Origin of the sequence: Lactobacillus helveticus DSM 20075 = CGMCC 1.1877 (assembly GCF_000160855.1) — a bacterium.
Lineage (GTDB): Bacteria > Bacillota > Bacilli > Lactobacillales > Lactobacillaceae > Lactobacillus > Lactobacillus helveticus.
The window spans coordinates 200,802-209,273 of the sequence record NZ_GG700753.1 but is presented as its reverse complement, the minus strand read 5'-3'; the positions used below and the strand labels follow the sequence as shown (position 1 = coordinate 209,273).

Genomic DNA, 8,472 nt, shown 5'->3' with positions numbered 1-8,472 from the left:
ATCCCTAGGTACCTGGATTTCAATTTCGCCAAACTGCGTATCCACCTTGCGAAAGTAGGCACCGTTCCTAGAATTGCCGGTATTCCAGCCGTCTCTTGCATAAGGATTATAACCTAAAAAGGCAGTTAATTCAGCTTCTAACAAGTCATTAACTGCTTGCTGGAGTTCTTTACGCAATAAATCATTAATTTCGTCTTGATTGAATAGAGCTTGAGCAATATTTTTGGTAAAATCATTCATGAAGGAGTTCTTCTTTCTGTATGTGTTTTTTTGTTCAAACCAATTATACGAGAAAGGAACTCCTTTTTCTAATATTTTAAGAAATTAATTTAAGGAATCATTCATCCTTACACAAACTATTTTACGGTCTCTAATTCTATTTTCAAGCAGATTTAGTTATAATGAAAATATTCTAATTGAAAGTTAGTGAGCCATCTTCACTAACTTTTTTCTTGTGTAAATTTAAAAAGAAAGAAAGATGAAATGAAGGGGAAGAATATGGAGAGTTGGCTATTTTTAGCATTAGTATTAGTTGTAGCCTTAGTTGGTAAAAACATGTCGTTGATCATCGCTACAGGCGTGGTAATGGCATTAAAATTAATTCCATTTGCCAGCAAGTGGCTGCCAGTGATTCAAGCCAAAGGAATTAATTGGGGCGTTACCGTTATTTCAGTAGCAATCTTAATTCCAGTTGCTACCGGACAGATTGGTTTTAAGGATCTAATCAATACCTTCAAATCGCCAGCAGGTTGGATCGCTATTTTAGCCGGGATCGCCGTAGCTATTTTATCAAGATATGGCGTTGATCAGTTGGCCGCCGTACCGCAAGTAACTGTCGCACTTGTTTTAGGAACGATCATCGGCGTAGTAGTATTTAAAGGGGTAGCCGCCGGTCCCGTAATTGCTAGCGGTATGACTTATTTGGTTATCACTTTATTTAACTTGCATTTCTAATATATAATGTAGAAAAGGAAGGTGAGTGTAATGGCAGTTATTGTTCATGAAGATATAACGCAGCGACTAGATGATTACTTAGAAAAACGGTTGCGTAACTATGAAGTTATTACACCGCCAATTCCTAAGAAGCCAGAAGTTGTCACGATTGATGACGATGATAAAAAGAAGAAACATAAAAAGGACTAATGCAAAATTAGTCCTTTTTTGCTACATGAATGGATTATAAAAGCGGCCGTGATTCAATTGCCAGAGCAAAATTACTATTAAAATAGCTAAGACCGACAATCCCATCACCCAATAATCTTCTTTCTTAAAAGATTGAGCTACATACCAAGTTCTTTTCTTCTTATAACCAAAGCGTCTTAACTGCATGGCCGTACTGATGGTATCGATTCTCTCCAGACTAGAGAAGATGAGCGGCATAATAATGTTTAAAGTGCCTTTGATTAGTTGCGATAACTTAGCCTTTTTTGACAATTCGTTGCCTCGAGCTTGCTGGGCAGCGGAGATTGCCCAATATGAATTCTGAATATCAGGAATATAGCGTAAGGCCAGTGCCACAGCATAAGAAATTTTATAACTAATGCCAATTTGGTTTAAACTAGCGGCGAATTGGCTCGGATTGGTCGTCAACAAGAATAATAAGACAATCGGGATTGAGCAGATATACTTTAGCAGCAGATTGAATAAGTAGAAAACTTCCTGAATTGTTAGAGTGAAGTAGCCAGCATGAATTAGAATACTGCGTGAATGATAAATTTCTTGACCATAGGTTGGTTGAAAGAGATAAACGAAGATTAAGTTTAAAATCATGAAGGCAACGATAAATTTCACAATAAAGGAAATCTGCGACCATTTGATTTGTGCTTCTTTGAATAAAATAATGGAGAAGACACAGATTGCAAGTAAGAAGCGTGTATCATAAGTGATCATACAAGCGGCTGAGACCAGCAACATGAAGATTAGCTTCGTAGTAGCATTTAATTGATAAATAAAGCTGGTGCCAGGCTGGTAGCCTAGAATCTGATTTTGATCATGCATTTTTACTGGTCCTTTCTGAATCGACATAGGCACGGAAGAAGTAATTAGGATCCTTTAGATTATATTTACGTGCTAGGTCATAAAGACTAGTTCTTTTAAGAGAAGCCTTTTTAATTAAACTGTTTTCGGTTAATAATCTAATCGGCTCAGTGTCCGCAATTAGTTTTCCATCGGCAAAAACTAATGAGCGATTAGTGTATTCCATCATCAAGTACATATCATGCGTAATAATCATGATAGTCCTGCCTTGATCATTTAACTTCTTTAAAAAGCTCATGATTTCCGTGTAGGTCTTCCAATCTTGACCAGCGGTTGGCTCATCTAAGATGATTACGTCAGGTTCAAGAACCAGGATAGCGGCGATGGTAACGCGCTTCTTTTGACCAAAACTCAAGGCAGAGATTGGCCAATGGCGGTAAGGGTAAAGGCCACAGATTTTTAAAGTCTCAAAAACCTTATCCTTGATTTCTTCTTTGCTGTAGCCACGTAGACGTAACCCCAAGGCAACTTCATCGAAAATCATCTTTTGTGAGATCATCTGATTTGGATCTTGCATGACATAGCCAATTTTTTCAGAAATTTGCTTAATAGAGTATTGTGATAGGTCATCGTCATCAAATAAGATTTTGCCTTCATTGGGAATAAAACCACAAATAATGCGGCAGAGCGTAGTTTTACCTGCACCGTTTTGTCCTACAATAGACATAAAATCGCCCTTATTAATAGTGGTTGTAACATCACGCAATGGATTAACCTGCAAGTGATTGTAGCGATGTCCCACGCCTTTTAGTTCAAGCAAGGAATGCTTTTCTTCTTTAGTAGAAATTAAGGAAGCATAGTCTGTCCATTCTTGCAATTTTTGTCCAATCTTAGCATCATCAGGCAAAGCCTCTATTGAAGTTAGATCAGGAATCGTATCTAAATCAACACCAGCTTTGACTAAGGCAGTTAGATAAAGAGGGCTTCTTACACCGATATCTTCTAACTTATTTTGATGAAGCAAGTCATTAGGTGATTTATCAGCGATAATTTTGCCATCATTAACTAAAATGACACGATCGATAGGCTGGCTGAGCACCTCTTCTAAACGGTGCTCAATGATAATTACCGTCGCATTTAATTCCTTTTGAATTTGATCGATTAACGCCATCGTTTTCATCCCTGAAGCAGGGTCTAAGTTGGCCAGTGGTTCATCGAATAACAGAATAGGAGATTCGTCAATTAAGACGCCAGCAAGTGCTACGGTCTGCTTTTGCCCACCAGATAAACTCTGTGGTGCCTGCTTTAATAAATGGCTGATCTCTAATTCATCGGCCCAGCGGTGAACAGTCTGTCTAATCTTATTCTGCGGACGACAATCGTTTTCTAATGCAAAAGCGATGTCTTCACCGACAGTTAAACCGATGAATTGACTGTCAGTGTCCTGCAAGATGGTTGATGTAGTGAATGATAAGTCAAAGAGGTCTGTTTCTTTGATATTTTTGCCATTAATTAAGCATTCACCAGTAATTGTTCCAGTATCAATATTAGGAATCAGACCGTTGATGCAGCGACCAATAGTTGATTTGCCACTGCCAGATGGCCCTGCAATTAATATTTTTTCACCGCGATTAATAGTTAAATTAATGTCCTGTAGTGTAGGGAATGCTTGGCTGTCATATTTAAATGAAAAGTTTTTAAAAGTAATAATAGGTTCAGTCATGCCTAAGTCTTTCTAATCTTCTTTACGTAAACTGCCTTTTTTAATTTTGGTACCAGCATAAGCCTTTAATAAAAGCGTGCCGACTACTAGGATAGTGATGCCGTTAGAGAGGGTAGCACTAATTCCTTGAACAAAAACTTTGTTGGCAGGTTCGCTGTAAATGATAATATCTCCGATAGTAGCAACCACTATCCAGGCTATGATATTGGCAAAGATTTGAACTATATTAAACAGCAGAATTTGTTTAATGCCAAAAATACCATTTTTAAGATCAAGCTTTTTGCTGGCTAATCCAATAATCAAACCTAATACACCGGTAGCCAAAACCCAGCTCCACCATGTTTGACCATACATGATAAAATCAGATAAAGTATGGCCGATAAAACCTACTGCAAAGCCAACTTTAGCGCCGTAGATTGCGGCAAAAAGAGCCAAAAATGGGAAGACTAGCTCAATGTTGGTATTAGGAATAGGAGTTGGAATAGAGGTGAAACGGGCCAGGATAACATAGATAGCCGAACCGATTCCCATAGCAACAACATTTTTAACAGATAAATCTTGTTTTTTCATATTTTTTCTCCGTTTTGTGATAATAACACCGTATAATTGGAAAGCGGTTACCGTCAAGGGATGTAGCAGAAAAGCTGGATATGTTACAATTAAAATTATGATAATAATGAACTAGTAGTTAGAGGTAAAAATGAAACAGGACGAACTAAAAAAATTAGATAATGAAATTGGTCAATATGCGGCCGATCAGACCAAGATTATATGGGTTGATGATCAAACCATGCAAATTGCTACAATGATGATTGATTCTTATGGTGACACCGTTTATGTGTGGGTTAAGGAAGATGAAGATCATTGCCGGGTAAGTGATGGCGGTCGTATTTTGTTTAAACTTGATCCTAATCAAGAAGATATGGAATTGTATGAGACTGCGGCAGATATCGCTCTTGGATCAGGCTATCAGTTTGATGAAGAACATTGTGAGATTTATGTTGATGTTGATCGCAAAAATGTGGCTCAGGCAGTAATGAAGCTGGCCCAATTGCAAGTGGCAATTTCATATTTAGGCTAAAAAAATGCATCCCTCGATCTTTTTTGTTGATCAGGGATGCATTTTTATATTCAAATTTCTTCGGGCAACTTTAGGCATTGATAATCCTTCCTACGTGAACATCTTCTGTTTTTTTGCCATTTAAATCAAAATCAGCGATATCCTCGGCTAAGGCCATAATTGTTTCAACATCTGGAATACAGTCATCTACTCTAAATTCCATAATTGTCACCTCTACCGTCATTGTAGATCGGATTTATTGAAAAGTTAATCTGATTATCCTTTTTTCTTATTATTATGTTGCATAAAAATAAAGAATGCAGAAATGATGTTAATAATCACTGCAGGCAATGCTAATACTGCTGTAAAACCATAAAGTGCATTGCCTATAACGCCTAAGATTGGTCCTACTAGTGAAATGCTTAAATTATGTGATTGGACAATAGCAATTTCGTTAAGAATTACGCCTATCCGAGCAAACAGATAGAAAAAGAAGGCGATTTTAGCTGTGAAATCTGCTCCAAAGATTGCAAACCAAGAACAGATGAATAGGCAGCAGTTAATTAAATTGATTGCTCCGATCCATAGATCATATTTTGATTTTTTCATATTATCCCCCTAAAAGTTGATCTGCTTCGCGCAATACACGTTGAGCTAGATCATCGTTAATAACTAGGTTTGTGATGATACCGCTGCATAAAGCGCCTAATAATGCTTTTGACTTGAACCGATTGCGGACGATGCAGAAGCAGATTGGTGTTCGCGTGATGTCATTCATTGATATACTGCAGATATGTTTTTCAAAATCAGAGAAAAATTCACCGTTGATATTGTAAGGCTGTCCTATAATAAAACCAGCTACTTGTTCTTCCGGGATGTTTTGGAATAGTCTAGGACCATAGTTTTTATCCAAAAATGGATTAGTCTTAAATGATTCAATAGTGCCCAGACCCGTAAAGAGGAGGTCTAAGTTATGGTAGCAGTTTTCAATTACTTTGAAGTAGGGCTCTTTTTTTAAAGCTGGAATAATCTTAGGATTCAAGATATAAAGTGGCGTAGGCAAGCCTAAGCTTTTAGCATGGAATTTTTCAGCTACTTCTTGCATCAAAGGATTTTTGCGACGATTTGAATTGATGGCGTGACCTAAGAGCTGAACGAAGTAAAGCTTATTAAAGTTTTCTTCATTAAAGTTGTTAATGACGCTGCGCATTGTGCTGCCCCAGGTGAGACCAGCGATACGGGTATTTTGCAAATATGTTTGAATTTGCTTAACCGCAAAATTAACCACAGTTTCACCATCATCGCTACCATGTTCTGAATCCTTTAAAATAAAGACTTCTTTTAAAACAAATAATTTTTGAAATTTTCGCTCCAAAACTTGGTTGCGTTTGATGCCTTGCGTGATTTTAATTTTAACAATGCCACGCATTTCCGCGTCATCTAGTGCCTTGGTGATTAAATAGCGCGATAGGTTATATTTTTTTGAAATTTCCGCGATATTTAGCTTGCTGAGATAAAAATCATGAGCAATACTAGCAAGTTGTTCATCAGTTAATTGTGCCACTATAAACCGTTCTTTATTTTTAATTCATATATTCATTATAGATTTAAAATAGTAAAATGGAATGCTTAATTTTTGAAAAATATAAAATACGTTCCACTCAAAATTACTGTGTTAAAATAGAGAAGCGTATTTTAATTGATTTTAAAAATGAGGGAAAGAAATTAGTCTAATGAAGGAAACGGAACGAGAATATCATTTGTCGCAAAAACATCACATGAAGATTTTATGGGAGGAGTTCTTCAAGAGTGATAATAAGACAATGGCACAGGATGCTACTCTAGTTGAAAAGGCATTCATCGTTGGCCGAATAGGGATTATGCTGCTGAGCTGCGGAACCGGTGCTTGGCGTGTGCGGGATTCGATGGATACGATCGCTAGAACTTTGGGGATTACCTGTTCAACAGATATTGGCTTAGTTTCAATTGAATATACTTGTTTTGACGTAGACAATGAATCATATTCACAGACATTGTCTTTGCCAGCAACGGGTGTGAACATGACCAAGTTGAATGAGTTAGAAAAATTCGTTCGTCAGTTTGAAGCTGGGCACGGTAATTGGAATATCGGTCAAATTCACAAGCGTTTGCGTGAGATCGAAAATCAAAAATCAGCTTATTCAGCAGCAATTGCTGGTCTTAGTTCTGGTTTAGCCTGTGCAAGCTTTATCTTTTTGCTAGGTGGTGGCTTGCCTGAAGTCATTTGTGCCTTTTTAGGTGCAGGAGTAGGTAATTATGTACGAGCACTTATGGGTAAGCGCAAGATGACTCTTGTAGCTAAAATTGCGGTAGCCGTTGCAGTAGCTTGTGCGGTTTACTTTATATCTTTCCATATTGGCAAAATGATTTTCCACTTAGATTATCATCATGCTTATGGCTATATCGGTGCAATGCTGTTCGTAATTCCGGGATTTCCGTTCATTACGTCAGGACTGGACATGTCTAAGCTGGATATGAGATCTGGGCTTGAACGAATGACCTATGCACTTTTGATAATTACGATTGCCACTATGTCAGGCTGGGCAGTGGCTACGATTTTGAATTTGCATCCGGGTTCTATGCCTAAGTTGAATCTCAATCCAGGGATGCTAACATTCTTGCGTTTGATTGCTAGTTTTTGTGGGGTATTCGGCTTCTCAATCATGTTTAACAGTCGTCCTAATATGGCCGCAACTGCCGCAATCATGGGTGCGATGGCTAACACTTTACGTCTTAGTCTAGTTGATTATGGTTATATGGCACCAGCCTTGGCTGCCTTTATTGGAGCTCTTGTTTCAGGGCTTTTAGCAAGTATTATTAGACAAAAGGTTGGTTTCCCACGAATTGCAATTACGGTTCCTTCAATCGTAATTATGGTTCCAGGGCTGTATATGTACCGCGCAGTTTTCAACTTCGGTATTACTAATATCAATATTGGTGCTTACTGGATTACTGAAGCATTGATGATCGTTATTGCACTTCCGTTAGGATTGCTTGCCGCACGTATCTTAACAGACAAGAAGTGGAGACATGCAGATTAAATAAATTGAATAGCAAAAAGAGTCAGATTTTCTGGCTCTTTTAATTTGCTTTTGATAGCCTTTTTGAGTCAAGGGCTAATATAATGAACATGAGGTGATAATATGAAAATCGAAGTACCAACAATGAACGGTTACTTATTTGACCGTTATGGCAAATTTGCACCTGCAGACCAAAAAATTGAAGGCAAGCCTAGCCGCTCTTTTCCTATTTTTGTTTCTGACGTGCCCAAAGATGCAAAAGCTTTAGCAGTTTATTTTCATGATTATGATTCAGTTCCAGTTTGTGGTTTTACTTGGATTCATTGGTTAGCTGCAAACTTGCCTGTCAAAGATATTCCTGCTGATATTAGTCAACATCATCAAAATATTGATTTTGTTCAAGGCTATAACAGCAATATTAGTAAGTTTTTGCCAAAAGATTCAGGACCAGTATTGGGCTATACAGGTCCTATGCCACCAGATAAGACGCATAACTATTCATTAACTGTTTATGCCTTAGATCATGAATTGGAATTAAAAGATGGTTATTATCTAAATGAATTTTTAGACAAAGTTAAAGATCACATTATTGCTAATACAACTATTGAAATTCCAAGTCGTGCTAAATGAAAAATAAGACTCCTGATTTTTCA

The 8,472-nt window shown here is 37.5% G+C and carries 12 protein-coding genes; 5 read left to right on the top strand and 7 right to left on the bottom strand.

What is annotated here, in order from left to right:
- Positions 1–240: IS256 family transposase (locus HMPREF0518_RS04615; protein ID WP_003626607.1), on the bottom strand; the 240-nt coding region annotated here is incomplete at its 3' end.
- A gap of 258 nt (positions 241–498) precedes the next feature.
- On the opposite strand from HMPREF0518_RS04615, the gene HMPREF0518_RS04610 reads away from it, so the two are divergent.
- Together HMPREF0518_RS04610 and HMPREF0518_RS10285 are read left to right on the top strand one after the other, a co-directional pair.
- Entirely contained in the window at positions 499–954 is a 456-nt protein-coding gene (locus tag HMPREF0518_RS04610) for a DUF441 domain-containing protein (RefSeq protein ID WP_003628182.1), read from the top strand.
- 30 nt (positions 955–984) lie between these two features.
- Positions 985–1,143: a hypothetical protein gene (locus HMPREF0518_RS10285; RefSeq protein WP_003626603.1), complete on the top strand. Its 159-nt coding sequence runs from the start codon at positions 985–987 to the stop codon at positions 1,141–1,143.
- A gap of 21 nt (positions 1,144–1,164) precedes the next feature.
- Here the strand turns inward: HMPREF0518_RS10285 and HMPREF0518_RS04605 are convergent, their stop codons facing one another.
- Genes HMPREF0518_RS04605 through HMPREF0518_RS04595 form a run of 3 tightly spaced genes read right to left on the bottom strand, consistent with a single transcriptional unit; the run spans position 1,165 to position 4,270 of the window.
- Complete coding sequence (locus HMPREF0518_RS04605; RefSeq protein WP_003628184.1) at positions 1,165–1,998, bottom strand: energy-coupling factor transporter transmembrane component T family protein; 834 nt, start codon at positions 1,996–1,998, stop codon at positions 1,165–1,167.
- Positions 1,991–3,700, bottom strand: coding sequence for an ABC transporter ATP-binding protein (locus HMPREF0518_RS04600; RefSeq protein ID WP_003626599.1), 1,710 nt, complete (start codon positions 3,698–3,700; stop codon positions 1,991–1,993). The genes HMPREF0518_RS04605 and HMPREF0518_RS04600 overlap by 8 nt, the downstream gene beginning before the upstream one ends.
- Before the next feature lie 12 nt (positions 3,701–3,712).
- The gene (locus HMPREF0518_RS04595; RefSeq protein WP_003626597.1) at positions 3,713–4,270 is read right to left on the bottom strand and encodes an ECF-type riboflavin transporter substrate-binding protein; all 558 of its coding nucleotides are present in this window, start codon (positions 4,268–4,270) and stop codon (positions 3,713–3,715) included.
- A 130-nt stretch (positions 4,271–4,400) separates the two neighbouring features.
- Here HMPREF0518_RS04595 and HMPREF0518_RS04590 point away from each other — a divergent pair, with 130 nt between their 5' ends.
- On the top strand, positions 4,401–4,781 hold the full coding sequence (locus HMPREF0518_RS04590; RefSeq protein ID WP_003626596.1) for a DUF1828 domain-containing protein: 381 nt from the start codon (positions 4,401–4,403) through the stop codon (positions 4,779–4,781).
- A 70-nt stretch (positions 4,782–4,851) separates the two neighbouring features.
- Here the strand turns inward: HMPREF0518_RS04590 and HMPREF0518_RS10935 are convergent, their stop codons facing one another.
- From HMPREF0518_RS10935 to HMPREF0518_RS04580, 3 genes are read right to left on the bottom strand one after another with little or no spacing between them, the layout of a single operon-like run.
- Complete coding sequence (locus HMPREF0518_RS10935) at positions 4,852–4,983, bottom strand: hypothetical protein (protein ID WP_003628189.1); 132 nt, start codon at positions 4,981–4,983, stop codon at positions 4,852–4,854.
- A 53-nt stretch (positions 4,984–5,036) separates the two neighbouring features.
- Positions 5,037–5,369: a hypothetical protein gene (locus HMPREF0518_RS04585; protein ID WP_003626591.1), complete on the bottom strand. Its 333-nt coding sequence runs from the start codon at positions 5,367–5,369 to the stop codon at positions 5,037–5,039.
- 1 nt (position 5,370) lies between these two features.
- Entirely contained in the window at positions 5,371–6,324 is a 954-nt protein-coding gene (locus HMPREF0518_RS04580; RefSeq protein ID WP_003626589.1) for a sugar-binding domain-containing protein, read from the bottom strand.
- 169 nt (positions 6,325–6,493) lie between these two features.
- On the opposite strand from HMPREF0518_RS04580, the gene HMPREF0518_RS04575 reads away from it, so the two are divergent.
- On the top strand, positions 6,494–7,840 hold the full coding sequence (locus HMPREF0518_RS04575) for a threonine/serine exporter family protein (RefSeq protein ID WP_003626587.1): 1,347 nt from the start codon (positions 6,494–6,496) through the stop codon (positions 7,838–7,840).
- A gap of 102 nt (positions 7,841–7,942) precedes the next feature.
- A complete protein-coding gene (locus HMPREF0518_RS04570; RefSeq protein ID WP_003626584.1) occupies positions 7,943–8,449 on the top strand; it encodes a YbhB/YbcL family Raf kinase inhibitor-like protein in 507 nt (168 codons plus the stop codon).
- Positions 8,450–8,472: the final 23 nt, after the last annotated feature.